This is a genomic window from Streptomyces sp. NPDC093097 (assembly GCF_044754325.1).
In the GTDB taxonomy this organism is placed as follows: domain Bacteria; phylum Actinomycetota; class Actinomycetes; order Streptomycetales; family Streptomycetaceae; genus Streptomyces.
Genome location: NZ_JBIVOW010000013.1, coordinates 58,304 through 81,750 on the forward strand (window position 1 = coordinate 58,304; position 23,447 = coordinate 81,750).

Sequence of the window (23,447 nt, forward strand, 5' to 3'; positions counted from 1 at the left end):
GTGGGTGCAGGGGCGGTGGCGGTGCTGGCGGTGATCGCCGCGTTCGGCGGCGCGCTCGCCCTGCTCGCCGGTGTGCATGGACTGCGTCAGGTGCGCCGGGTGCAGCGGACCGGGGTGTGCGTGCCGGCCCTGGTCAAGCAGCCGCCGGGCCGCGGCGCCGACGAGCCGGCCCGGCCGCGCCCGTTGCTGCAGTTCGTGACGGACGACGACCGGGTCGTGGAGGTCGTCTGCCCCGTCGCGCCGACCCGCCGCCGTCCGCTGGCCGACGGAGACCGGGTGCTCCTGCGCTACGACCCCGCCGATCCGCGCACCGTCGTCGTCCAGGACCGCGAACGCCTGGGGCTGGAACGCGCCTTCATCACCGGCGGCGGGATCGTCCTGCTGCTCTCGCTGACGGTGCTCGCGATGGCATCCGGCGCGTACGGACGCTGACGTTGCGGTGCAGAGAGCCGGGCCGGCGAGGAGGACATGGCCCACGCGGAGACCCTCGGCGACGAGCGGGGCGCCCGGGGCACCGCCCGCCCCTGTCCTGCCGCCCATGACCCCGGAGGTAATCGACCTCTCCCGGGGCGTCCCTGCAAGGTGGTCCCCACCGGGGCCCGGCCCGCGCACTGCGGCCCGGGACCGGTCCCGCCATCCCGCCCCGACGGAGGTCGACTCGCCATGTCCGCAGTCCAGCTCGCCGCCCTCGCCCGCACCTCGGAGCCCCGCACCATGCTGCGCCGGTTCCTCGCCCTCGACTCCGTGGTGACCACCGGCAACGGCCTCGCCTACCTGGCCGCCTCCGGACCGCTGGGCCGGTTCCTCGGTGTGGACGGCACACTGCTGCTCGGCCTCGGCGCCTTCCTCACCCTCTTCGGCGCGTGCGTCGGCGTACTGGCCTCGCGGAAGTCCCCGCCGGTGCTACCGGTCCAGATCGTCGTCGACTCGAACGCCGTATGGGCGGTGCTCAGCCTCGTCTCCCTCATCGCGTGGTTCGACGCGACCACCGTCGGAGCGGTGTGGATCCCGCTCCAGGCCGTCGTCGTCGGCGGGTTCAGCGCTCTCCAGTACGGGGCCCTGCGCGCGGTGCGCGCCTGACGGCCGGCCGGTGGGCGACCGGACGTACGCGACTGCCACCGGGGCGACCGGGGGGGGCCGCAGCGGGACGCCGGTGGTGACGGGGGATCCGGCAGCGCTGCGCCGGCGGTGGGTACGCCGGCCCACGGGCGAGCGCCGGAGCACACATCGGGGGGCACGAGCGGCTCCGGACAACTTCTCCACCGCAGGGGGTGGTGTGAGCATTCCCGCCGGGTGACAACGGGCCGGAGCGTCTGGCGGGTCGCCGACACGGGTGGTGCACTCGTCTACGGCCACGCACAGAGCTGAGAAGCCGGCGCGGTCCTGAACGCAACGACGGTGCGACGGCGCACGGTTGCCCAACGCACTGCATCCCCGCATCCAGATCTCCGCAGCATGAGCGGAGCCGCCGTTGCGTTCCGTCACAACTCGCCGCCCGCCGGAGGATGGAATGAAGCCCCGTACCCGTATGACGTTGGCCCTGTGCGCCACACTCGCGTCCAGCGCGGCCTTGGTCGCCCCGGTTCAGGCCGTACCGGAGAAGTCCTCGCTATCAGCCCAGCTCCAGCAAGAGTGCACGACTGCGTACCAGGGAAACTGGCTCCTCGGCGCGGATCCGCTGCCCAGCAAACCCCCGTTGAAGGAAATCGTGGCGGGATGGAATCGCATCAAAGGGTCAGCAAGCGCTGACGCGTTCCTCAAGAAGTGGCGTACCGCCGACAATACGGACTGGCGCTGGCCGCCCGACGACGGCTTCAGCGGAAAACCCAAGCCGGAGACCCTGGCCGTCGGCACTCAACTCGACCGTTTCGGCCAGCCTTCCGGACGGTTCCTCTCCCCCTTCAAGACGGCCTACGCAGCGCGGGCCATCCCTCCGTCGAACCTGCGGACGTACCCCAACGACGTCGAATGCAACTACCACCGCTACAAGGTGATCAAGCCCCTCGCCGTCCAATCCGGAGCCATTGCCGCATGGTTCGGACAGGACGGCGGAGGCAAACAGATGGTGCTGCCGCAGGGCGACAGCGTCAAGAACCACCTCGGCAAGGAGCTGGAGGAGGTCGCCCCCGTCCGATAGCCTCGCCGCTCCTCTCCGTCACCGACCCCGTGAAGGACACCGTGGACAGCAAGACCGTACGCGCCGATCTGCGCCGGGCTGGTGTGGCGGACGACTTCTACCGCATCGAGGGTGTCCATGAGCCCCAGGCCCCGGCCACCGAGCTCTACACCCTCCGCCGCCACGCGGACCGCTGGGAGGTCGTCTTCACCGAACGGGGCCAGGAAAGCGTCCTCGCCCGCTACGCCACCGAAGCCCAGGCCGCTCAGCGCCTCTACCAGGAACTCACCAGCCCCTGAACTACGGGTAGTTCGCCACTCCGGGCCGTGGAGCATGACGGGGGCCTCCGCTGGCCGAAGTCAGTGGAACTGGAGCCCCATGAACGACGTTGAGGGAGGCATGCGCATCTCTCTAAGACGTGTTGCGGGGGTCGTCGCTGCCATCGCAGTGGCATGTGGCGGGGTCTCTGCCTGCGGGTCGGGCGTCCGGAGCGGGGGTGCCACGGCATCCGCTTCGCCCACGAAGCAGGGACCAGGAGGCCCCGGAGGCAGGTTGTTCGGTGGGATCTGGACCTTTGACAGCTTCACGCTCACGGTGGACGGAAAAGAGGTACGGGGCCCCGGGTTCGCCAATCCGTGGATTGAGTTCCGTGACGACGGGACGGTTGCGGGGGATTACGGCTGCACACCGTTTCGAGCAAAAGCCAAGCTGGAGGCGAACACGCTGACGTTGGGGGAAGCCCTGCCGATGCCTTCCCCTTCGGCGACACCAGCTCCGTCCGACACGGAGGAATCATGTCAGACGCCGGAACAGCAGCAACAGGAGATCGCGCGCTACAAGGGACTGAAGGAACTGGAGAAGGAGAAATCCGAGTACTACGCGGAACGGAACGAAAAGCTGGCGGATTTCGAGGCGAAGGTCAAGAAGTTCCTCCACCGAGGCCAGCTGAAGATCACCGAGAAGAAACTGGAGCGGGAATCTGGAGGGCCGCCTCCCGGTACGTTGCCGCAGCTGCGGAACGAGCACGGTGACGTAGCCACCCTCGACGTCGTCCGGTCCACGGACTTCTTCGACACCCCGTTCCAACTGACAATGTTTACCTTTTACGACCACCCGGAAGATTTCGGGTCTGCCAAGGACACCTCCTTCGCGTTCCATCGCGACGGCACCGTGACCGGCAAGCTCGTCTGCAACGACTTCACTGCCAGGGTCTACTTCAACGGCTCCCATCTCTTCTTCCGCGACGCCGAACTCACCACCCACCGCACCTGCGCGGCACAGAAAATGAAGGACGAGGCAGACCTCCTCAAGATGCTGCGGCAATCATTGAACTACCGCTATACCGGCACCGGTGGCGGGATGTACATGCGGGAAGACGGCGACGAGCACTGGACGCTAGGTATTACGTTCAGGACCGCCAAAGATCAATAGGCTGCAACCGCCCCCCACACTCCAGGCCGACCGCGTTGGGGGGAGCCGCGCTGCTGCGCGCACAGCAGCGCTGCCGGGTCTCGGCGGCAGTTCTTCCCCTCTCGTCATGGCGATCTCGTGCCAGGTGGCGTGCGCGTGGATCTCCAGCAGGATCGGCGGCGTGTACCGCCTGGAGTGTCGGGGCGGGTTGACCAAGCGGATCAGAGGTTGCTTCCGGGTTCCGGGGATGGCGCCGCAGCGCCCGTCCCGGCCATGTCGTGGGTCTGGCCGCGGTGTTCACCGACACGCTGTTGCGGGACATCGGCCCCCTGCCCATGAGTCATACCTTCGAAGGCATCCCCGGCATGACGACCACTCGGCAGAATCCGGTGGGTACGGACGGTGGCAGTAACCCGAAGGAACCCGGTAGGTTTCGTCGCGGTGTGCCGGGAAGTCTGGTCGGCGGCGGTTCAACCACGGCCGAAGCCACCGAAAGACGAGCGCGTGACCGAACTCACTGTCGTCCTCCTCCTCGTCGTGTTCGCCACCCTGGTGGCCACCGGCGCCCGCCACTGGCGTATCCCCGCCCCCTCGTTGCTGGTCGTCGTCGGCGTCCTCATCGGGCTGCTGCCCTGGGTGCCGGACGTCCAGGTGGCGCCCGAGGTGATCAGCCTGGTGGTGCTGCCGCCGCTGCTCTACGCGTCCGCCGAGGAGATCCCCTGGCGTGAACTGCGGGTGGTGTGGCGGCCGGTGACGGTCCTCGCCTTCGGGCTGGTGCTGGCCAGCGCGGCGGCCGTGGGCGTGGTGGCCTCCGCGGTCACCCCGCTCTCCCCCACCATGGCGTTCGTCCTGGGTGCGGTGCTGGCCAGCACCGACCCGGTCGCCGTGACGGCCCTGGGCCGCAAGATCGCGCTGCCGCCGCGGATACAGGTCCTGGTCCAGTCCGAAAGCCTCTTCAACGACGCCACCAGCCTGGTGCTCTTCAAGGTCGCGGTGGGCACGGCCGTCGCCGCGCACGCCGTCACCCTGCCCGCCGCCGGCCGGCAGTTCCTTCTCCTGGGCGGCGGCGGGGCGCTGGTCGGCGGGGCCGTCGCGGCCGTGGTCGCGCTGATCCGGAGACGGACCGAGGATCCGATTCTGGAGACCGTGATCGCTCTCGTCACCCCGTACGCCTCGTACGTCCTCGCCGAGGACCTGCACACCTCGGGCGTCACCGCGGTGGTGGTCGCGGGGGTGGTGCTCGGCAGCACCGGCCACAGGCTCACCAACGCCACCATCCGTCTCCAGGTGCACGCCGTCTACGGCACCGTGGTCTTCGTCCTGGAGAGCGTCGTCTTCGCCGTCATAGGGTTGGAACTACCTCAGCTGATAGGCCAGTTGGCTCCGGATGAACGCACCTGGCCGCTCGGGCTGCTCGCGGTGGCCGCCACCGTGATCGCGGTCCGGCTCCTCGGGGTCCTGCCGCTCTCCGCCGTGATGCAGCGGCGCCGCGGCAACGGCACCGTCACCTGGCGCATCCCGGCGGTGGTCTCCTGGGCCGGCACCCGTGGAGTGATGCCGCTGGCCGCCGCGTTGTCGATCCCGCTGGCGACCGACGGCGGCGGTCCGCTGCCGCACCGGCCGCTGGTGCTCGTCCTCACCGCCGGTGTGGTGGTCTTCACCCTCGTCCTTCAGGGCTTCACCCTGGCGCCGGTCGTGCGCTGGTCCGGGATCGCCCTGGAACCGGAACACACCGCCCGCGAAGAGGCCCGTGCCCGTGCCGGCCTCGCCAAGGCGGGCCTGAGCTGCCTGGACGACCTGGAAGCGGCCGAGGCGGCGCCCACCCCGGTCCTCGACCAGTTACGGCGCGGCCTCCTGGCCCGGCTCGACCAGGCCGACGCCGACCGGGACGACGACACCGCCCCCTCCCACTGGGCCTCGGCCACCACCTACCGCGCCCTGCGCCGCACCGTGATAGCCGCCGAATCCGCCCAGCTTCAGCGGCTCTACGCGGACAACCACATCAGCGACACCACCCGGCGCAGGCTGCAACGCAGCCTGGACCTCGAAGAGGCCGGACTCGGCGACGACTGACTACCGCACGCCCCGACGGCGAGCGGCGCCACTCCCTCACCCGAAGCCGGAAGCGGTCCCGTATCCCATCACGTCAAAATCGGTCCCGGAACTTGACGCTGACCACCAATAACCCCACCAGCGCCAACGCCACCAGCACTCCTACGACGCGCTCCACGCTCACGGCGTCACCGCCGGTCCGGTCACTCCCCAACCGTTCGCCACGGGTCTCCTCCTCGTGCGCTGCGCCGACCCGGTCCCGCTCCACCGTGGTGGCCGACCCGACGCCGCACGAGCACCGCAGCCGGTTCCCTAACGGAATCCGAACGGCGCGGACCTTCTTTCGGCCGCCGTGGCGTGAAGCGCCTCGCACGCCCGACGTTCACCGGCCCCCGGAGTCCTCACGAGGTCTGGGCCCGCTCGGCGGCGCTGCGTTCCACACAGAACTCGTTGCCCTCGGGGTCGGCGAGGGTCACCCAGCCGGTGCCGTCGGGGTTGCGGTGATCGCCGACCACCGTGGCCCCCAGGTCGAGGACGCGCGCCACCTCCTCGTCCCGCGACCGGTCCTGCGGCTGGAGGTCCACATGCACCCGGTTCTTCACGGTCTTGGCATGCGGAACGGCGATGAACAGCAGGTTCGAACCAGGTGTGTTGACCAATACCTCGGGGTCGCCCGGGGAGGCGTCGCCGTCCACCGAGCCGTCCAGGACCGCGGCCCAGAACTGCCCCAGTCGGTAGGCGTCGGAAGAGTCGAAGGTGACGTGCCGCACGAGAGATGCCATGCGGCGCACCCTATCCATCAACTCCATGTGTCTGACACTGAGTTCTTCCCGACTACCGCGACGGGCCGCGCTCGAACACCGCGACCCCGATGAGCAGGGCGGATGCCGGCTCAGGCGAGTTGCTTGCGCAGCAGCGTGCACATCGTCTCGTGGCGGCGAACGGAGCCGTCCGGGGCCACTTCGTCCCAGGCATCGGGCTGTCGGCCGTAGGCGATGCAGCCCAACCGCTCGTACAGTGCCCGCGCCCAATCGGGCGCCGGGCAGTGGGTGTTGGGCAGTGGGTGTTGGGCAGTGGGTGTTGGGCAGTGGGTGTTGGGCACCGCTACGGTGCACATTGACTGTTGAGCAGTTGGACGTCCCGCTGGAGTGCTTCGACGCCACTGCCGCCCCCGGGGTGGTCGTTGATGAACTGCTGCGCGGCGTCCCGCACGCTCTGCCAGTCGTTGGAGCTGGTGGGCGCTCCGGCGTTCTGCAGATCCGCCTTGGTCTGTCGCACCGCTTGTGCGCAGCTGGCGAGGGGCAGGCCCGGCGTCTGCGCCGCCCATGCGACGTGGGAGAGCGAGCCCAACGCCACGATGCTGACGATCGCGGTGACAGTGCTGCGTACTGCTTGTCGAACCTTCACGAGTCCTGCCTGCCTCTCGCCGGGCGGGGCGGACTTCGCGCCACCCCGGGCTTCACATCCGAACGCTGTGCGTTATCAAGTATGAACTATCCGTGACAGAAAGGGGATGGTGATCGCACATCGTTGGGTGCACGACGGCGCGGGCAGCGCCCCTGCCCTCACGCCACGGAGCGCGAGCGCATTTCCACGCGCCCCGCGGCGGGATTCCGCGCCCCCAACGGTTGCGTCCGGGCACGGCAGCGATCTTTCAGGCATCGGGCACGGGCTCGCCTTCGGTGGAACCGGCGCGACCGCGGCGCCGTCCGGCCGCGCGGACGAGGGTCCACAGCACCCGCCATGCGCGCAGCGACCAACGGCGAAGGCGCCTTTCAACCCGCCCCGGGGAGGGGGAGGTTGCGGTGCGGACCGGGGGCGGAGCGGGAGTGGCGGTAGCGGACGGCGTCGAGGACGGGGGCGCACTCTGTCGGGGTACGGATGCGACCGTCGAGGTCTGCGGGGCCGGCCCGTCGTTCTGCGGCTGGACAGGGGTTGAGGGGTGGGGCCCAGGAGGGGCGGGGTTGCGGGCGGCCTCGGCGCGTACGAGCGCGCCGAGGGCGGCGAAGATGTCGGCGGGCATGCCGGAACTCCTGCTGTGCTGAGGTCGTTGACGCGGAAGCAGCAGGCCGCGAGCACCCCTTGACCCCCGTCGCGAGGAAGGCGGGGCGTGCGGAAGGGGTGTGGCGCGGCCGGGACTTCTCAGCAGCGCAGTACGGTCACACGGGCGGGCGTTCCGGCGTCAACGGCCGGGAGAACGGCCCAGGGAGCGGCGTGTCCGGGTGCGGCCGCGGACACCATCACGGGTGTCTCCCGCACCGCCTTGCCGTTCGGCCCCGTTGGAGCCTGAGGCCGCAGATGGCAGGCCGAGCCGTGGCACAGTCGCCGAAAGCCGTTGCCGGGGTGGCGCGTTTCGCCTCCCGCCGATCCCAGTACATCGGCCGAGGCGTCGCAGGCCCGGTCCGCGGGGCTGGGGGCGGCGGAACTTTCGGCGGCGAGGGGGCACTTCGCGGCCGCGGGGGGCGTCGCGTCGGAGTAGGCGCTGGTCAGCGCCGTGAACAGCAAGGTCAACAGCGCCAGGAGCCACAGCATGCGGCCGCGGCCGGTCGCCGCGGAGCGGCCGGTGCTGACGCTGTCATGCATGGAGATCTCCCAACACTCTTCCGCAGAAGGCATCCCCGGGGAGAGATCGGGGCATTCGGGAGCCATGGAACGAGTCGACTATTCCACTCGTTCCGGTTATGGATCGAACGGGTGAACGCAGTGGATTGAGGTCGGAGCGAGCCGGCCGTCGTGGGGGCAACGCGCGAGCACCACTCGCGGATGCACAGCCGGGGCCGCTCCTTCGCCACGTCCGTTGCCGTATCGGACCACCCCGGCGGAAATCCCCGCCGACGCCGCCCGACCCGGCGGCAGCCCGGATCGCGGAGGGCGCGAACGCGCCCCGTCCCGCAAGCGGAGCCTGTCAGCCGGTCTCGCGGGCGCGCTCGTAGTGGCGCGTGAAGCCCTCCAGCGGTTCGCCCTCCGCGTTCCACGGCCAGGGCGTCGCCACGCCACCGGTGGCGCGCAGCACCATCGCGGCCTCGCTCGGCCGCGCGGCCTTTATCAGGGCGTAGGCCAGCAGGTTCAGATCGGCGAGGGCCTGCGCGTGGTGGAGGAATCCGGGGCTCGGCCAGTAGTGCGCCGCGCGGTCGAGCATGGAGACGGCGTCATGGCGGCGCCAGAACTCTCCCGCACCGAGGGCGGTCACTCCTCCGGGAGCCATGGCGCGCTGATGGTTGCGGACGAGCGCGGTGAGCTCCAGGCCGGCCGCGGGGGCGTTCGGCGGCATGGTGCGGACGCTGTCGAGCAGGTCCAGCACCTGGCCGCTGGAGCCGCACTCGTCGGGCGAGAGGTACCCCAGGGCCTGGAGGTGGGCCTCCCGGTTCCACGGGTCGCGGGCCTTGATCTCGCGCCAGACCGCCGACAGTTCGGTGGACGGGCGGCGCTCCAGCCGGAGCGTGGCCAGGTACACGGTCCAGGGCGTGGGGTCGGCGGGCAGCAGTTCGGCGGCGAGCCGACAGGACTCCCGGGTCGCGTCGAGGTCGACGGTGGAGCCCTCCTCCCCGGCCTGGAACAGGTCCGACCAGGCATGCAGCAGCACGGCCGCCTGGTTGCTCGGGTTGTGTTCCCGCCAGATACCGGGCAGCGCCCGTCCCGCGGATCCGGCGAGCACCCTCAGGCGGTGCGCCTTGCGGTCCCAGTCCTCACCGGCGTCGTCCAGGATGTCCGCCATCAGGGCCATGACAGGCGTATCGAGCGAACCGCGGTCCCAGCAGGACAGGACGCGCCGCCGGACCTGCCCCAGGGCGGTGTCGTCGAGTTCGGGGAGCATGCGGGGACGACTGCCTTTGCGGCGTCTGAAGACGGGCATTCCGCGATGGCCTTCCGGTCGAGAGATGAACGGGACGAAGTTCCGGCATCGTACGGGCGAGACCGCGTCGCGCAATCGGCAGCCCGCACTCCGAGACGCAACCGGCACTCAGCGTGTGCGCGGAGGGCATGGAATAGCCCGAAATGGGCTGCGATTTGAGCCTTAAAGCGGCTACTCCTGGTTTGCTTCGATTGCTATCGCTCTTGCTGTTTGTGGGGTGAGATTCGGCCAGGGTTGAGGGGTGGCGCTGGCTGAGAGTCGACCGCCGCTGGGGTCCGGAACGTGGTCGACGGAGGCTGCCTGGCGATCGGTCCCCGCAGCTCGGGGACGGGCCGAAGGGCACGCCGAGCGGAGTCGACGGCGCACTACGGGCCGGTCGCTGCTGAACCGCTCCGGTTCTTACACGCTTTTGCCGTCGCTCTGCCGTGCCTGCGAAATGCGCCCGGCAACGTTGTGCCCGCACCTGAGGAACACCGAGGGGCCGGGGTCCGAGGACCCGAGGCAGAGGAGAGCGTGATGACGTACAAGAGCACGGCGCGGCGTGCGGGTCTGGCTGTGAGCGTGATGGTGGTGATGGCCTCGGTGCTGCCCACGGCGACCGCCTGCGCCACCGGACCCAGGAGCGGCCCCGCGGCCACGGCGGCACCCGCCTGGTGTCCGACCGTGGACGGGCACCAGGTCGACTGCGGCCAACTGGACCGCCCGCTCGTCGCGGGGAAGCCGAAGCTCGGCAAGATCAAGGTGAGTTACGCGGTCGTGCGCCACAGCGCGCCCGGTCCCGCCAAGGGCACCGTCGCCGTCAACCCGGGCGGCCCGGGCGAGACCGCGATAGACAAGGCCGAGGCATTCGCCTGGGGCCTGGAGAGCCTGCTGAAGGATCACGATCTGCTGCTCGTCGACCCGCGCGGCACCGGGAGTTCGCAGCCGGTCCCGTGCGGGGTCACCGACGCCGAGTACCGCTTCGGCACGCGGGCCCAGCAGCGGGCCGCGGTCGAGCGGTGCGCCGAGAACCTCGGGCCCAAGGCCGCCGGTTACACCTCGGCGGCCACCGCCGACGACATCGACGCGATCCGCGCCCACCTCGGCGTGGCGAAGCTCGGCCTGTACGGACTGTCCTACGGCACGTACCTGATGCCGGTGTACGCCTCGCGCCACCCCGAGCACGTGAGCTCCCTCGTCCTGTCCGGCGCCTACCCCCTCAAGCTCGACGCGTTGGCGCGGCCCAGCGCCCAGGCGGTCTCGTCGACCCTGCGCCGGGTGTGCGAGCGCAGCGTCCCCGCCGCCTGTGACGGCGAGCAGGCCGTGCGGGACCTGGCCACCACGGCGGCGCGGCTGCGCACCAAGCCCATGACGGTGCCGATCACCACCGAACACGGCGTCTACAAGAAGCGGTTCACCGAGGACAAGCTCGCCAACCTGATGTTCGAGGCGGCCAGCAGCCAGGTCGGTCTTGAGCCGGCGGAGCCCTCGCTGCTCGGCCAACTGCCGCACGCGCTGCACCGCTTCGTGAAGGGCGACACCGCGCCGCTGCGGAAGCTGGTCCAGGAGGAGGGGAAGAGCGGCAGCACGGTGGACCAGGCGCCGTACATCGCGGTCGTCTGCAACGACTACCGCAAGGCGTGGTCGAAGGACGCGCCGCTGTCCGAGCGGTGGCGCCAGTACAACACCGCGCTGGCCGCCGTACCCTCCGGTGCGTACGGGGCGTTCAGCGCCAAGGGCTTCACCGAGGGCACCACGGACGCCGGCGACGTGTGCATCGGCTGGCCGCGTGCGAACACCCCCGACCCGCAGCCCACGAAGCCCCGGCAGCCGAACGTCCCGGTCCTGGTGCTCTCCGGCGACCTCGACGCCAACACGCCTGACGCGAGCGGGAAGAAGGCCGCCGCGCAGTTCCGCGACAGCCGGTTCTTCTCGGCCCGCAACATGGGGCACGTGCCCGAGCTGGAGCTGAGCCGCTGCGTCGCCGGGGTCTCCTCGCATTTCCTCCGCACCGGCGAGTCTGGCGACACCTCCTGCCTGCGCACCCTCCCGCCGATCGCCGTCACTCCGGTCCGCGGCTGACGGACCGGTGCCTTGACCACGTCCGCCATCGACAAGGATGGACCACATGACTGAGGAAACAGCGCTCCAGCGCACGGTGCTGGTCGTCGAGGACGACCCGGGAGTGCGCAGCACCCTGGACCAGTTGCTGCGCTTCGAGGGCTATCGGGTGCGCGTGGCCTGCGACGGCCTGGAGGCCCTCGGCCTCCTGGAGCAGGAGCGGCCCGACCTGGCGGTGGTGGACGTGGTCATGCCGGGCCTCGACGGCCTCGGCCTGTGCCGGATGCTGCGCAGGCGCGGCGACCGGCTGCCGATCCTGGTTCTGACGGCCCGGCACGAGGTCGGCGACCGGGTCGCGGGACTGGACGCGGGCGCCGACGACTACCTGGCCAAGCCGTTCGCCACCGAGGAGCTCTTCGCCCGTATCCGCGCGCTGCTGCGGCGTACCGAACCTCCCGAGGACAGCGGGGCCCTGACGGTCGCGGACCTCACCCTGGACCCCGCGTCCCGGCAGGCGTTCCGCGGGGAGCGGCAACTGGACCTGACCAAGACCGAGTTCGACGTGCTGGAACTGCTGCTGTGCCACCCGGGCGTGGTCCTCAGCCGGTCGCAGATCTACGAGCGCATCTGGGGCTTCGACTTCGACACCACCTCCCGCTCCCTGGACGTCTACATCGGCTATCTGCGGCAGAAGACCGAACAGGACGGCGAACCCCGGCTGATCCGAACCGTCCGCAACGTCGGCTACACCCTCCGGCCCGCATGATGCTCCGTACGAAGATCACCGCAGTCGTCGCCGCGGCCGCCGCACTCGCCATGTCCCTCGCCGCCCTCATGTCGTACCGGGGCGTGAGCAACCTGGTCGGCGACGAGCTCGAACGGGGCCTCGCCGACCGCACGAGCACCGTCGTCACCCTCCTCGCCGCCGGTCTGACCCCGCCCGCCCGGCCGGACATGATCGAGCAGGTCGTGTCCGCCCAGGGGGCGGTGCGGCCGCTGGCGCCCGGCCGCGAGGCCCTGCCGGTCTCGTCGGACGCGCTGCGCGTGGCTCGGACGGGAAAGGGCGAGAGCCGGGTGGACGTGGTCGTCTCCGAGACCGAGTACGGCACCCTGACCAGGCCGCTGCCGGGAGGCGGGGCGGTCATGGTGGGCCAGAGCTACGAGGGCGCCATGCGCCTCGACAACCAGGCACTGTGGCAGATCGCCTGGACCACCGCGGGCGCCATCGGGTTCGCGGCGCTCGTCGGCTGGCTCGTCCTGGGGCGGATCCTGCGGCCGGTCCGCCGACTGGCCGTCGCCACCCGGCGCATCACCACCACGCAGGATCTCGCCACACCGCTGCCGACCGCCGGATCCGACGAGATCGGCCAACTGACCCGCAGCTTCGCGCACATGCTCGCCGCGCTGCGCCGCTCCCGCGCCCAGCAGCAGCAACTGGTCCAGGACGCCAGCCACGAACTGCGCACGCCGCTCACCTCGGTGCGCGGGAGCGCCGAGCTGCTCCAGCGGGCGCGCGGCCGGCTCGCCCCCGAGGACGAGGAGCAGATCCTCACCACCCTGGTCACCGAGACCGCCGCCCTCGACGACCTGGTGCGTGAGCTGGTCGAGTTGGCCACCGACCGCCACACGGAGGAGGAGCCCGAGGCCGTCGACCTGGCCGTCGCCGCGGAGGACAGTGCGCAGCGTCTCCGCCTGCGGACCGGGCGCACCGTCCTGGTCATCGAGGACGACACGAACCCGCCGGTGCCGGTGCGTGCCCGGCCGCGCGCGCTCCAGCGCTGCATCGACAACCTGCTGAGCAACGCGGTGAAGTTCAGCCCCGAAGGCACCCCGATCGCCATGTACATCGGCGGAGGCCGACTGGCCGTACGGGACCAGGGCCCGGGTATCGCGCCCGCCGAGCGGCACGCCGTCTTCGACCGCTTCTACCGCGGCCCCCGGACCCAGGCGACGCCCGGCTCCGGCCTCGGTCTGGCCATCGTGCACGACCTCGTCACGGCCGACGCCGGAACCGTCTTCGCCACCACGGCGGACGGCGGCGGCGCGGAGGTCGGCTTCACCCTGCCGCCGTACGGCCAGGACGAGTCGAACCGTCCGACGATACGGCGGCGATACCGGAAGGCGCTGTGAGCCCGCGCGGCGGGAGGTGACGTGGCCGGTCGGCGCGGCGACGAGGAGGGGACGGGTCACAGCGACTGCCATGTCGACGCGCTGAGATCCTTCCGCCGTCTTGATCAAGAATTCAGGCGGTCTCCAGCACCTGGAACAGTCACCGGCGGCTCCCCCGGAGTCAGCCGCGCGTACCGCACCCGCCCGGGCAGCGGTTCACCTCCCAGAAGCGGTGACTGGGCAGGCTCCTCGCCAAGGACGACCAACACCCAAGTGCCGTCGGGGAAACGGACGTTGACCGTCGTCCCGTTGACGGTGCACTGTACGGCCGGCGGGGTGGGGTCCGCGCCCCGGCCGGTGAGGCCGATCAGGGCGACGTGTACGGTCCGGGTCGTGCCGCGCCGGTCGGTGGCGTAGGGGACGGCGGTGTGCCGGCCGAAGGCGCTGGTGCCCTGCGCGGTCGCCACCGCGAGGTCGGTGTGGCCGGCGAGAGAGACGAAGGAACTGGTGAGGCCGTCGGCCGTGGCGGCCGTGGCCTGGCCGTCGGCGGATCGGGCGTGCGGGGGCCGCTCCCCCGCGATCTGCCAACCGCTGTCGTACACCGGCAGGTCGGGAGGTGCGTCGACCAGGTGGGCCCGCAGTTCCCACGCTCCCCAGGCCACGCTCGCGGTCTCGATGCGGGCCTCGGGGTCCGTGTCTCCGTCCCAGGTCGGCCGGTGCCAGGACGCGGCGTAGCGGTCGTGGACGGACAGGCGGTGGATGCGGGTGCGGCCGGATGGGCCGAGGTCCGGGTGGAGGAGTGCCACATGGTTGTCGGGCTGGGCGGGGCGGGCGGGCTCGGCGTCGGTGTGCCGCGGTCCGGTGGCCGTGGAGTAGGCGAACCGCGAGTAGTGCGGGTCCCCGGCCGTACGTCCGGGGCCTCCGCTTCCCCTGGCGCCGGCCTGGCGTGCCTGGTCGCCGGTCGCGAAGTTGTCGCTGCCGTGGTTGACCAGGCGGACGACGCCGTCGGCCCGGGTCGCCGAGAGCAGGAAGCCCGGGGCGGGCAGTGCCTGGATGCGGTCGCCTCGTTCGACGGGCAGCGGTTCCTCGGGCTCGGTCCAGCACGGGTGGTCGGCCGGCAGGAGCAGGCCGAGGAAGGCCTTGGAGAGCCAGTAGGGGGAGCCTGGGCCGGAGTAGCTCTGCACCATGGGCGGATACGGGCCGTACCAGCCGAGGGTGGCGATCCCGTTCCGGTCGCGGAATCCGCGGTCGGTGAAGTGTCGCAGCGCGCCACTGGCCAGGCGCCGGGTCTGGCCCGGGCTGAGCGGGGTGGCGTCGACCAGTGCGCCCAGCCATGGGGCGGTGGCCGCCGCGAACCGGTAGATGAGCGAGCGGCCCTGGTGCATGGGCGCTCCGTCCGCGCCGAAGAAGAGCGCGTAGTCCGCCAGGAAGCGCCGCAGGCGTGCCGCGAGCAGCGGCAGGAGGTCCGGGTCCGCCGTGCGCCCCTCGGCCATCTGGGCCCACAGGAGGGGGTAGGTGTGCAGCGCCCAGCCGTTGTAGTGATCGAAGTTGTCCGCCGTGCGGGCGTCGCCGCCGTCGCGGTACCAGCCGTCACCGACGTGGAATTCTTCTGTGCGGGCGAGGTCGGCGGCCATCTCGGCGCGGTCGTGTGGGGCGCCGACGCTTGCGAGGAACTCGCCGACGATCACGCGGAACATGTGCCAGTTGTTGTCGGGTATCCGCAGCCCCCACGCTCCCTGGAACCATCCGACGACGCGCCCTTGTACGTCAGGTGACAGCTGGTCCCACAGCCACGGTCGCGTCAGATGGAGACCGAGGGCGAGCGAGCACGCCTCGACGAGCGTCTGGCGGCATGCCGGGCCGAGGGCCGGCCATGCTTCGGGGTGCCTCGGGTCGGTGCCGGCGCCGATGCCCTCGGCGTAGGACTGGAGCAGCCCGGCCGGCGCCGCGCCGCCGCAGCCCGCGGTGCGGAAGGCCAGCAGCAGGAACGTCCGGGCGAAGCCTTCGAGTTGGTCCGAGTCCGTGCCGGACGACGAGGGCCGGCCGGGCAGCACGATGCGCGCACCGGACGGGGAGGCGAACCGGTGGGCGTCCGTGAGCAGTTGGTCGGCGAGGGCCAGCCAGTGGGCGCGGCCGTATCCCGTGAAGGGTGACAGTGTGCGGTCTTCGGGCGGCAGTGACGAACCGGCGTCCTGCGTGCGCGGCATTCTGCTCCTCGGGGTGGTGGGCTCCCTCCGTTCAGCATGGCCGCCGCCCCGCGACGCTGACAACCAGGCGTGCTCGTTGACGCGGGCTTGTCTACCCGGTCAACGCCGCGTGCAGGGGGGCCAGCAGGGAGAGGTCGTCGGTGGTGACGGTGAGGTGGGTGGCGCCGGCGGAACGCCATGCCTCGGCGAGCGAGCGCCAGGTGTCCGGTCGGCCGGGGGCGGGGCGGAGGCGGGCCTCGGTGCCGAACTCGGCCCAGTCACGGCCGGCTTCGGTCACCGCGGTACGCAGCTCGGCGATGAGTGCGGCGCCGCGGTTGACCCGGTTGGCGAGCAGCCCGGACATGGTGAAGCCGTCGGCGAGGGTGGCGATCCGGCGCAGTGCGCCCGGTCTGCCTCCGGTGCGCAGGGTGCCGCCGCCCATCCAGAGCGGTATCCGATGTGGCCGGGGGGTGAGGGTGACGCCGGAGAACGCGATGTGCTCGCCGGCGTAGTCGGCTTCCGGCCGCGTCCAGAGCCGGCGCAGGGCATGGACCTGTTCCTCGAACAGTGCCGCGCGGTCTTCCGGTGCGACGCCGAGGGCGGCGGACTCGGCGGGGTCGGATCCGATGGCGATGCCCAGGCGCAGCCGGTCGCCGCTGAGGTGGGCCAGTTGTGCGGCCTGCTTGGCGGCGAGCACCACCGGGCGGTACGGCAGGATCGTCATCGCGGTTGCCAGTTCGATGCGGGTGGTGGCCGCGGCCAGGTACGCCGCCAGCGTCAGGCTCTCGTAGGCGGGAGTGCTGGACACCAGGTGCTCCGGGATGGAGAGGTGGTCGTATCCGAGGTGCTCCGCGGCCCTGGCGAACTCGCGGAGCCCGTCGGGCGAGAGGGTCGTGGGGACGGTCCAGCCGAGGCGGAGGGTCATTTGCGGAAGGTCTCCGGGTCGGCGGCGGAGATGAAGACCGCGCGGGGGCGTTCGGCGGGCAGCAACTGGGAGTTGAGGAGGCGTCGTACGGCGTTCTCCCCGCCGGGAGGGGAGTCGGTGACCGACAGGTGGACGTCCAGCACTTGCGTGCCGTCCTCGTTCACCACCTTGGGTTCGCAGTGCACCACCCCCGGGATGGCGTGGGCGGCCTGCCGGACGGTGTTGAGCGAGACCTTCTCGCCGCGCAGTACCACGAAGTCCGACAGGCGTCCGTGGAAGGTCAGATAGCCGTCGTCGATGGAGAAGGCGTCTCCTGTGGCGATGGTCCGCGGTGCCAGCAGGACTCTCCCGCTGCGTTCTCCGACGCGCCGCAGCAGTACGGTGTCGGATTCGACCAGCAACTCGCCCACACCGCCCTGGACTTCGCGCAGCGAGGTGCGCACGCCGGGCAGCGGGCGGCCGACCGAGCCGTATCGGTGGGCGGGTTCGGCGTGTGCGGCCAGGGTCGACACGCGCGGTCCGGCCTCGGTGAGTCCGTAGGTCAGATACAGCTGGGCGGAGGGTCGTGCGGCCAGCAGGGCCGCCACCTCCGCGGGCGTGAGCCGGTCCCCGCCGACCGCCAGCACCCGCAGTCCGGGGGGCAGGAGTCCGGGGGCGGCCAGCAGTTGGCGGGCGAGGGTCGGTGTCACCGACGAGTGGGTGACACCGTGCGCGGTGACCGCGTCGCGGTAGGCGATCGGCGAGAACGGTGGTCCGTCGAGCACCAGTCGTGCCGTGGTCACGTAGGCGGCGAACGCCTGCGCCACGAGGGCGTAGGAGTAGTACAGGGGCAGGTTCACCAGCAGGGTGTCGGCCGCGGTGATGCCGGTGGCTGCGGCGTGCAGGCGGGCGTTGTGCAGCAGCGCGGAGACCTGGTGCACGCAGGCACTGAACATGCCTGAGGTGCCGGAGGTGGACAGCAGGATCTCGCCCGGTCGGTACGGGGTGGTGGGGTGCCCGGTCGGCACGGCGAACGCGCCGCCCACCGGCGCCCGCGGCCGCGTGCCGGTCAGCCGGGTGGTCACCACCACGGCGGCCCCGATGTGTCCCGCCAGCGCGCGGACCCGCTGCCATGGCGTGCTCGGTGGCACGGCCAGCGGTACCAGGCCCAGCAGCAGCGAGGCGAACTGCACACGCAGCAGGTCGACTCCGTTGGCCAGGCAGAGCACGATCGCGTCGCCCGGGGCCAGGCCCAGCCCGGCGAGGTCGTCCTGTACATCGTCCAGTCCGGCCGGGGCGCCGGCGTCCGTGCCGGCCGGAGTGGTGCCGACCCGGGTCAGGAATGCGGTGACCTCGGACCGGGTGAGGCCGTTCACCGGTCCTCCCTGGCACGGGTCAGGACCAGGCAGCGGCACATCTCCCGATCGTGCTCGGTGGTGTGCAGGCCGACCAGGATCACGTGCCGGGCGTGGCCGTCCGTGAGCCAGCCGTCGATCACCGTGCACGCCAGGGGGGAGGCCTTGTCCGGGTGTGCCGCCAGCAGTAGCGACGGGCCGCGCAGTCCGTGGCGCAGGGCGGGCAGTCCTGCCAGCACCCCGGGATTGGCTCCGGCGAAGCGCAGGGGCGAGATCCGGGACCGCGGCACCATGCCGGTGATGCGGCGTATCGTGCGCTCGCTCCCGGTCGCGCTCATCACCAGGATCGCGGTGTCGTCGGCGGCGTCGAGTACGGGCTCCGCGCAGTCCGCCAGTGCCCGTTCCACGGTCTCGGCGACCAGCCAGGCCGCGGGGTCGGCGTAGAAGGACGGTTTGTTCCTCGCGTACTCGGCCGGGTCTTCGGCGACGACCGTCGCCGAACCCAGCACCCGTGTGCCCGGCGGCGCCTGTGTCACGCCCTCACCCCTTCGAACAGCAGGCAGGTGTTGAACCCGCCGAATCCCAACGTCAGGCTCAGTCCGGCGCCTTCGCCCACGGGTCGGGGCGAACCGGTGGCCAGTCGCAGCGGTGCCGCCGGGTCGCACAGCCCGAGGACCGGCGGCACCCGCCGGTGGTGCAGGGCCAGTACGGTCGCCACGGCCTCAAGGGCTCCGGTGGCGCCCAGGCTGTGCCCGAAGGCTCCCTTGGTGGCGAACACCAACGGGCCGCCGTCTCCGAAGAGTTCGCGCAGGCTGTGTGCCTCGACCTCGTCGTTGAGCGGGGTTCCGGTCCCGTGTGCGTTGACCACCGCGATGTCCGCGGGGGTCAGGCCCGCGGATGCCAGGCAGCGTTCCACCGCGCGCACCACGGCGCGGCCGGACGGGTCCGGTGCGGTGAGGCCGGCGGCGTCGTTGGCGGCGCCGGTCCCGCGCAGTCGGGCGTACACGCGGGCGCCGCGTTCCCGGGCGGAGTCGGGGTGTTCGACCACGATGAACGCCGCGCCCTCGCCGAGCAGCATTCCGTCGTGTGCCCGGTCGAACGCCCGCAGTCCGGTGGGGCTCATCGTGCCCAGCGCGGAATGCCCGAGCCGCTTGGCCTCGGTGACGACGTCCGCCCCGCCGGCCACGCAGACGCGCCGCTTGCCCGAGCGCACCAGGGTGTGCGCGACGGCGAGCGCGTCGGCCCCCGCGGAGCACGCGGTCATGACGCACATCGGCGTACCCGGGTGTCCGATGCCCGCCGCGGCGTCGTCGGCCCAGGTGTGCAGTGCCGGTTCCGCCTCGTCCAACGAGGCGCCGAAGCTGGTGCCCAGTACCAGGCCGACCTCGGGGTCGGTCGGGGACAGGCCGGCGTCCGCGAACGCGGAGCGCAGTGCCCGGCCGGCGAGCGCTCGCTGGCGCGCGCCCGGCGAAGTCCCGTACGGCACCGATGCGATGACGGCCGCGTGGGTGTTGCGCAGCGGGTGGGGCGAGTCGACGGGTGCCAGTCCCGAGTCGCCCGCGCACAGTCGCTCCCATACCGCCTCGCGGTCCCGGCCCAGTGGGGTGTCCCAGGCCAGTCCGGTGATCACGGGCGTCACCACGGCCGGGCCGCCGTGGGATCGATCTTCACGCGGCTCATCGCGCCGCGGAACCCGGCGACCGAGGCGTCCTCCACGGTCGCCGTGGCGGAGAAGGCGAAGGTGTGGCCGGAGAGCCGGTCCGCGCGTACGTCGAGGACGACCTGGTCGCCGGGTACGACCGGGGCGAGGAAACGGGAGGTGACCGTGCCGACCAGGGTCACCTCGTCGTCGGCGAGCGGGGCGCTGCTCAGCTGGTAGAGCAGTACGCCGGATTGGGCGAAGGCCTGCATGGTGTGGCTGCCGGGCAGGATCGCCCCCGGGGTCAGGCCGCGCTCGGGCAGGTGCCCGGACAGTGCGCTCATCTCTGCCGAGACGGCGAACATGCTGCGCAGGAACACGCCGGGCTCATGGTCCAGAATCCGGTCGATGAAGAGTCGGGGATGGCGTCCGCGCACCAGGGCGGCGATCGCCGAGGTGCCCAGCGGCCGAGCCGCGCGGGCCGGTGCGGGCGGGGGCGCCGATTCGTTCGTGTGCCGCATCCGGGACGATTCCTCTCAGTGTCTGTCGCAGCGGCGCCGGCAGGGGCATCGCGCGTCGGGTGTCGGGGTCGACGGCGGCGAAGGCGAGTTCGCCGGTCACCAGCGGGGTGCGGCTGCCGTCCTCCTCCTCGCGCAGCAGACGGACCGCGAGGGCGAACCAGGCCGCGCCGATATGGCCGACTCGGGTGTCCGCGACGATCACGTCGCGGTACACGGCGCTGTGGAGGTAGGTCACCCGCAGGTCGGCGGCCACCAGGTCGACGCCCGCCGCGTGGAAGGCGGTCAGGCCCGCGCCGTGCGCTTGGAGGTGTTCGGTGCCCGCGGTCTCCATCAGTGAGGTGTAGCGGGAGAAGTGCACGATCCCGGTCGCGTCGGTGTCGACGTGTTCGACCCGGGTGCGGAATCCGGCGCTCACCGCAGTGCCCGGGCGCCTGCCGCCACCCGGTCCACGATCTCGTCGGCCTGCGGGGCGGTGGCGGTCAGCGGCAGCACGATCCGGAGGGTGGGGTGGATGTAGCGCCGGCCGCCGGAGCGCTTCCCCGCGCCCGCCATGAACTCCGCGTAGACACCCGCTTCGATCAGCTCTCTGCGCAGCGCGCCGATGCGGTCCGCCGCCGCGGCGGTCAGTTCCACGCCGAGCATGGCGCCGGTGCCGCGGACCGCGGTGAACACCTCCGGGTGGCGGCCCACCAGGGCGGTGTCGAGGTGCTCGGCCAGTTTCGCGCCGACGTCGGCGGACCGCCGCAGCAGCCCTTCGGCGTCGATGTGCTCGATGCCGTCGCGGATCACCGCGCAGTTCAGCGGCCGTAGATCGGAGGTGGTCACGGCGCCGGAGGAGCGGACGGCCAGGTCCTTGCGGGCGATCACCATCGAGGTGGACACCGCGCCCATGCCCAGGAATTTGCCGATGACGGTGATGTCGGTGGATACCGGTCCGTCCGCGTCGCGCATGGCGAACCAGTGGCCGGTCTTGGCGAACGTCAGCACCTCGTCGGCCACGAGCAGCACGTCGTCGGCCGCGCACCGCCGCGCGAGTTCGCGCAGGTAGCCGGGCGGCGGCCGGAGGATGCCGGCGTCGCCCTGGATCGGCTCGACCACTACGGCCAGCAGCCGGTCGGCGGACGTGGCGAAGTACCGCGCGAGGGCTTCGGGGTCGCCGAAGGGGAGGTGCTCGACCCGGACGCCGTACGGGCCGGTGGTGTCCGGCGTGGGCAGTCCGGCCCGGTAGTACCTGCGGTTGAGCAGCGGGACCAGCCCACCGGTCCAGCCGTGCCAGGCGCCCTGGAAGGCCAGGACGGTGTCGCGCCGTTCCCTGCCCGGGCGGTGGCGCAGCCGCCGGCCGTCGAACCGGGACTCCAGCACGAGCCGCAGCGCCAACTCGTTGCCTTCGGAGCCGGAGTTGCGTCCGCTGACGTGGTATCGCCCGGCGGGGAAGTGGGCGGTCCACAGCCCGCCGGGGCCGAAGAGCCGGTCGAGGAGTTCCGCCCGTTCCAGCGAGCCCAGTTCGTCGGTGACGTTGCCGATTCCGGTGCCGCGCGTCAGCGCCGTGCGGACGACGGGGTGACCGGTGCCCAGGGTGGCGCTGGCGTAGCCGGCGCTCGCGTCCAGCAGCCGCAGCCGCCTGCCCTGGTGTGCCGGGCTCAGGTCGACGACCTCGAGTTCCAGTCCGCTGCCGCCCACGCAGGCGAACGGCAGTCGTGCCGCGCCGTAGTGGTTCAGGTGCAGGTCCGTGCCGCGTGACAGCACTCCGGTCGGTTCCCCGGCGCGGTCGTCCCGGGCGGCCGGGGCGGTGCTCACGCGGTGGCCGGGGGGTGGTCGGCCCCCGACAGCCGCTCGACCAGTGCGAGGACATCGCCGAGGGTGGACAACTCCCCTGCGGCGACGGCCTCGTCGGGGATGTCGATGCCGAACGCCTCCTCGCACTGCACGCGCAGTTCCACGAATCCGAGTGAGTCCATGCCGTAGCTCTCGCGCAGGTTGTCGTCGAGCCGCATCTGGTCGATCGGCACTTCCACCAGCACGTCGGAGTGCAGAATTGTTTTGATGGTCTGCAAAGAGTTCACCAGGATTTTCCCCTCTGGGTGGGTTCATCCAAAAGGCCACAATGGGCGTCCGGTACACGGGGAGGGAAGATGAGGTCGCGGCGGCAGTCGAGCCGGAGGCGAGCCGGCGCCGATCGGAAACATGGCGGCGACGGCAATTCACGCCCCATCGAAGCTAGTTGAGGCTCTATCGCCTGTCAATGCGGCCTCTGAATTCTACTTGCCGCACCTTCGAGGTCGATATCAATAAGCGTTTTGCACATGAGTTCGGTGGCGTTTCGGCCGCTCGCGTTCGGCGCCGAATATGCCTGCGGAATAGAATTCCCTGCCCCTACCCGCGTCCGCGAAACCAACACGAAAGGCGTTCCTCGGAAGCCAGTTGAGTCGGATTTAGGATAGATTGCAACGATCTTTTGTACCATTTGCCGTACACTTCCGTCTGGCGCAGATAGCGCTTGTGCTGACGATTTGCCCTGGACTAGCGTGAAGCCGTCTCTTTGCCTACTGGGTGGACGCGGAGTGCGGGACGAGCAGCAACCGGGCGCCCCGGCAACGCTTCCGGGCCGCACGCTCGGAATCCCCTGCGATTCACCGCAAGCGCATCATGTGATTGCGCTGCCCGTTCCCTTCCTTTCCGGTGGCCGAAGTCCGCCCTCTTACACGGTCGTCGGCAGACTCTTTTTCGAAGGAGCCGCGAAAAGCCATGAGTTCCACCCCGGACGCCCTGCGCGGCGTCACCCTGTTCGTCGGCGGACCGATCCAGCACGCCCTGGTGCCCGGCGGAATGGCGGCGCCGATCCGCGAATGCCTGAGCCTGACCATCGACCAGTCACGACGGGCCGGCGCCACTGTGCTCTCCGCCCATGTGGCAGAGCGGTTCGGCGCCGACACCGCGTCGTTCACCCCCGAAGAGGTGTCCGTGCGCGACTACGCGTGGATGCGCGAATGCGATGTGTTCGTGCCGGTACTGCCGGTGCTCGACGGCACCCTGCTGCGCTCGGACGGCACCCATATCGAATTGGGGTGGGCCAGTGCGCTGGGCCGTCCCATCGTCGGCATCACCGACCAACCCTTCGCCGAGTCGGCCAGTCACCTGCTCAAGGGACTCGCCCAGGTCGCCGTCGCCACCTTCCTGTCCGCAGCGGAGGTCGCCACGGACCCGGCACTGCTGGTCGACGGCGTGCTCGCGGCGCTGGGCCGGGCCAGGACGGCGGCCTGAC

The 23,447-nt window shown here is 71.2% G+C and carries 23 protein-coding genes and 1 pseudogene; 10 read left to right on the plus strand and 14 right to left on the minus strand.

From position 1 onward, the window contains the following. The 6 genes from ACIQE0_RS22310 to ACIQE0_RS22335 all read left to right on the plus strand — a co-directional run bounded on the left by ACIQE0_RS22310 (position 1) and on the right by ACIQE0_RS22335 (position 5,599). Positions 1–432 carry a DUF3592 domain-containing protein gene (locus tag ACIQE0_RS22310; RefSeq protein ID WP_402334883.1) on the plus strand — a complete coding sequence of 144 codons (432 nt, stop codon included), beginning with the start codon at positions 1–3 and terminating at the stop codon, positions 430–432. A 231-nt stretch (positions 433–663) separates the two neighbouring features. Further along, entirely contained in the window at positions 664–1,080 is a 417-nt protein-coding gene (locus tag ACIQE0_RS22315; protein WP_402334886.1) for a hypothetical protein, read from the plus strand. A 448-nt stretch (positions 1,081–1,528) separates the two neighbouring features. After that, the gene (locus tag ACIQE0_RS22320) at positions 1,529–2,137 is read left to right on the plus strand and encodes a TNT domain-containing protein (RefSeq protein ID WP_402334889.1); all 609 of its coding nucleotides are present in this window, start codon (positions 1,529–1,531) and stop codon (positions 2,135–2,137) included. 41 nt (positions 2,138–2,178) lie between these two features. Further along, positions 2,179–2,415: a hypothetical protein gene (locus ACIQE0_RS22325; protein ID WP_402334892.1), complete on the plus strand. Its 237-nt coding sequence runs from the start codon at positions 2,179–2,181 to the stop codon at positions 2,413–2,415. 253 nt (positions 2,416–2,668) lie between these two features. Beyond that, complete coding sequence (locus ACIQE0_RS22330) at positions 2,669–3,547, plus strand: META domain-containing protein (protein ID WP_402334895.1); 879 nt, start codon at positions 2,669–2,671, stop codon at positions 3,545–3,547. A gap of 483 nt (positions 3,548–4,030) precedes the next feature. Next, positions 4,031–5,599, plus strand: coding sequence for a Na+/H+ antiporter (locus tag ACIQE0_RS22335; RefSeq protein ID WP_402334898.1), 1,569 nt, complete (start codon positions 4,031–4,033; stop codon positions 5,597–5,599). 380 nt (positions 5,600–5,979) lie between these two features. Here the strand turns inward: ACIQE0_RS22335 and ACIQE0_RS22340 are convergent, their stop codons facing one another. From ACIQE0_RS22340 to ACIQE0_RS22360, 5 genes and pseudogenes are all read right to left on the minus strand, one after another. Beyond that, the gene (locus tag ACIQE0_RS22340; RefSeq protein WP_402334901.1) at positions 5,980–6,360 is read right to left on the minus strand and encodes a VOC family protein; all 381 of its coding nucleotides are present in this window, start codon (positions 6,358–6,360) and stop codon (positions 5,980–5,982) included. Positions 6,361–6,470: 110 nt separating this feature from the next. Beyond that, positions 6,471–6,605: pseudogene (locus ACIQE0_RS22345) on the minus strand (GNAT family N-acetyltransferase); the annotation flags it as partial. Positions 6,606–6,682: 77 nt separating this feature from the next. After that, a complete protein-coding gene (locus ACIQE0_RS22350; RefSeq protein WP_366329618.1) occupies positions 6,683–6,985 on the minus strand; it encodes a hypothetical protein in 303 nt (100 codons plus the stop codon). Positions 6,986–7,720: 735 nt separating this feature from the next. Further along, entirely contained in the window at positions 7,721–8,161 is a 441-nt protein-coding gene (locus tag ACIQE0_RS22355) for a hypothetical protein (protein WP_402334905.1), read from the minus strand. A 322-nt stretch (positions 8,162–8,483) separates the two neighbouring features. Next, positions 8,484–9,392, minus strand: coding sequence for a hypothetical protein (locus ACIQE0_RS22360; RefSeq protein ID WP_366329616.1), 909 nt, complete (start codon positions 9,390–9,392; stop codon positions 8,484–8,486). A gap of 555 nt (positions 9,393–9,947) precedes the next feature. Between ACIQE0_RS22360 and ACIQE0_RS22365 the strand changes: the two genes are divergently transcribed. From ACIQE0_RS22365 to ACIQE0_RS22375, 3 genes are read left to right on the plus strand one after another with little or no spacing between them, the layout of a single operon-like run. Next, positions 9,948–11,492 (plus strand): alpha/beta fold hydrolase, encoded by a 1,545-nt coding sequence (locus ACIQE0_RS22365; RefSeq protein ID WP_402334908.1) that lies wholly within the window; start codon positions 9,948–9,950, stop codon positions 11,490–11,492. 46 nt (positions 11,493–11,538) lie between these two features. Further along, positions 11,539–12,237 carry a response regulator transcription factor gene (locus ACIQE0_RS22370; protein WP_366329614.1) on the plus strand — a complete coding sequence of 233 codons (699 nt, stop codon included), beginning with the start codon at positions 11,539–11,541 and terminating at the stop codon, positions 12,235–12,237. Next, a complete protein-coding gene (locus tag ACIQE0_RS22375) occupies positions 12,234–13,601 on the plus strand; it encodes an ATP-binding protein (protein ID WP_402334911.1) in 1,368 nt (455 codons plus the stop codon). Before ACIQE0_RS22370 ends, ACIQE0_RS22375 begins: the two co-directional genes overlap by 4 nt. 104 nt (positions 13,602–13,705) lie before the next feature. On the opposite strand, the gene ACIQE0_RS22380 is transcribed toward ACIQE0_RS22375, so the two are convergent. From ACIQE0_RS22380 to ACIQE0_RS22420, 9 genes are all read right to left on the minus strand, one after another. After that, on the minus strand, positions 13,706–15,787 hold the full coding sequence (locus ACIQE0_RS22380) for a DUF2264 domain-containing protein (RefSeq protein ID WP_402334914.1): 2,082 nt from the start codon (positions 15,785–15,787) through the stop codon (positions 13,706–13,708). 91 nt (positions 15,788–15,878) lie between these two features. Beyond that, entirely contained in the window at positions 15,879–16,691 is an 813-nt protein-coding gene (locus ACIQE0_RS22385; protein WP_402334917.1) for a TIGR03619 family F420-dependent LLM class oxidoreductase, read from the minus strand. Next, entirely contained in the window at positions 16,688–18,046 is a 1,359-nt protein-coding gene (locus ACIQE0_RS22390; protein WP_402334920.1) for a class I adenylate-forming enzyme family protein, read from the minus strand. Before ACIQE0_RS22390 ends, ACIQE0_RS22385 begins: the two co-directional genes overlap by 4 nt. Then, complete coding sequence (locus tag ACIQE0_RS22395) at positions 18,043–18,561, minus strand: polyketide synthase (RefSeq protein ID WP_402334922.1); 519 nt, start codon at positions 18,559–18,561, stop codon at positions 18,043–18,045. The genes ACIQE0_RS22390 and ACIQE0_RS22395 overlap by 4 nt, the downstream gene beginning before the upstream one ends. Then, complete coding sequence (locus tag ACIQE0_RS22400) at positions 18,558–19,655, minus strand: beta-ketoacyl-[acyl-carrier-protein] synthase family protein (RefSeq protein WP_402334925.1); 1,098 nt, start codon at positions 19,653–19,655, stop codon at positions 18,558–18,560. Before ACIQE0_RS22400 ends, ACIQE0_RS22395 begins: the two co-directional genes overlap by 4 nt. 5 nt (positions 19,656–19,660) lie before the next feature. Then, entirely contained in the window at positions 19,661–20,044 is a 384-nt protein-coding gene (locus ACIQE0_RS22405; protein WP_402334928.1) for a polyketide dehydratase, read from the minus strand. Between the two features lie 7 nt (positions 20,045–20,051). Beyond that, the gene (locus ACIQE0_RS22410) at positions 20,052–20,600 is read right to left on the minus strand and encodes an acyl-CoA thioesterase (protein ID WP_402334931.1); all 549 of its coding nucleotides are present in this window, start codon (positions 20,598–20,600) and stop codon (positions 20,052–20,054) included. Further along, on the minus strand, positions 20,597–21,982 hold the full coding sequence (locus tag ACIQE0_RS22415) for an aminotransferase class III-fold pyridoxal phosphate-dependent enzyme (RefSeq protein ID WP_402334935.1): 1,386 nt from the start codon (positions 21,980–21,982) through the stop codon (positions 20,597–20,599). The genes ACIQE0_RS22410 and ACIQE0_RS22415 overlap by 4 nt, the downstream gene beginning before the upstream one ends. Then, positions 21,979–22,248, minus strand: coding sequence for a phosphopantetheine-binding protein (locus tag ACIQE0_RS22420; protein WP_366329604.1), 270 nt, complete (start codon positions 22,246–22,248; stop codon positions 21,979–21,981). Before ACIQE0_RS22420 ends, ACIQE0_RS22415 begins: the two co-directional genes overlap by 4 nt. A 682-nt stretch (positions 22,249–22,930) precedes the next feature. Here ACIQE0_RS22420 and ACIQE0_RS22425 point away from each other — a divergent pair. Beyond that, entirely contained in the window at positions 22,931–23,446 is a 516-nt protein-coding gene (locus tag ACIQE0_RS22425; protein ID WP_366329603.1) for a nucleoside 2-deoxyribosyltransferase, read from the plus strand. Position 23,447: the final 1 nt, after the last annotated feature.